Here is a 1067-nt window from a genome sequence, read left to right as displayed (position 1 = left end):
CGAATTGCTAGAAAACTTCTTTCTCACACGTTGGGTATTTTTGCCAATTTTAAACAAGGTAAAAGTCAACGCGACTGGCTTCAACAAGCCAACGTTATAAGATGTTAAAGTCGAGCATCGCGTTAGATTTTGTATTACATTGGCCATAACCAGACTGTAAGATTGATGATGCAGTTAATGAGTCATCTTCATTAAAACCAAATTTAATTTCATCACGGACGAAATTATAAACAGACTTGACTCTCTCACTCTCAGGTAGTGTTCGCCAATGGCGTGATTGAATTAATTGCTGAATGTTCTCAGCCTCAAAATCTAACAAATGTGTTTCTACTAAATATCTATCCATCATTATTCTCCTACTAGTTGAGTAAATAACAATGTAGTAGATTTATTCCTCTGGAACTTTCAAAAATTGGCTGACATGTTTAGCAAAACTTGGTTTTATTCCCATTAATTTCCGACATGTGGCAGATAAATGAGAAGGGGAGTCAAACCCACATTGGAGTGCGGCATCAGTGATACGATTGCCTTGAGCAATCAGCCAAAGGGCACGCATCAAACGCTGAAAGAGCAAATAACTTTTTAAACTACTGCCGGTCATATCTGTAAAAAGATGTGATAAGCGGCTTTTAGATAGATAAATAGCTTTTAATAGAAAATCTTGTTGAGCAGGAAGTTCGTTTGTAGAGTAAATCGTTGTGAGTACCTGTTGGATACGTTGATCATTGATATTATGGGGAAGATAACAGTGATTAATTGCTAAGATAGCAAGTAGTTTTTTCCACCCTGTATTATAGCGAGAAACATTTAGTGTTCCACTTTGGAGATTTGTCGCATTAAGAGATAATACTTCAGTAATGAAGCTAGAAAAACAAGAAAAGGGTTTGTTTTCTGGTAAATACTGATGTTGTAAGCAATATGCTAGTGATGAAGTGTGATTAATTAATATTAACCAAAATGGCTGTTGAACTAGGGTCTGTTGACGTTTTGTGTTCATCATTTATTCTCCCCACATTGGCAGCCAGACAATGATAAACGCCAGTGCCAACATACTGGCGTAATTTCGT

At 36.6% G+C, this 1067-nt stretch carries 2 protein-coding genes; both read right to left on the bottom strand.

Annotation, left to right across the window (positions count from 1 at the left end; translation table 11 throughout):
* Positions 1 to 94: 94 nt before the first annotated feature.
* On the bottom strand, positions 95 to 349 hold the full coding sequence (locus Xets_RS14170) for a transglutaminase domain-containing protein (RefSeq protein WP_187651954.1): 255 nt from the start codon (positions 347 to 349) through the stop codon (positions 95 to 97).
* Positions 350 to 388: 39 nt separating this feature from the next.
* Positions 389 to 1000 (bottom strand): helix-turn-helix transcriptional regulator, encoded by a 612-nt coding sequence (locus Xets_RS14165; protein ID WP_187651953.1) that lies wholly within the window; start codon positions 998 to 1000, stop codon positions 389 to 391.
* Between the last annotated feature and the right edge of the window lie 67 nt (positions 1001 to 1067).

Source organism: Xenorhabdus sp. TS4 (assembly GCF_014467265.1).
Classification (GTDB): Bacteria; Pseudomonadota; Gammaproteobacteria; order Enterobacterales; family Enterobacteriaceae; genus Xenorhabdus; species Xenorhabdus ehlersii.
The sequence above is the reverse complement of the archived record's forward strand: the minus strand, read 5'-3'. Positions and strand labels throughout refer to the sequence as shown.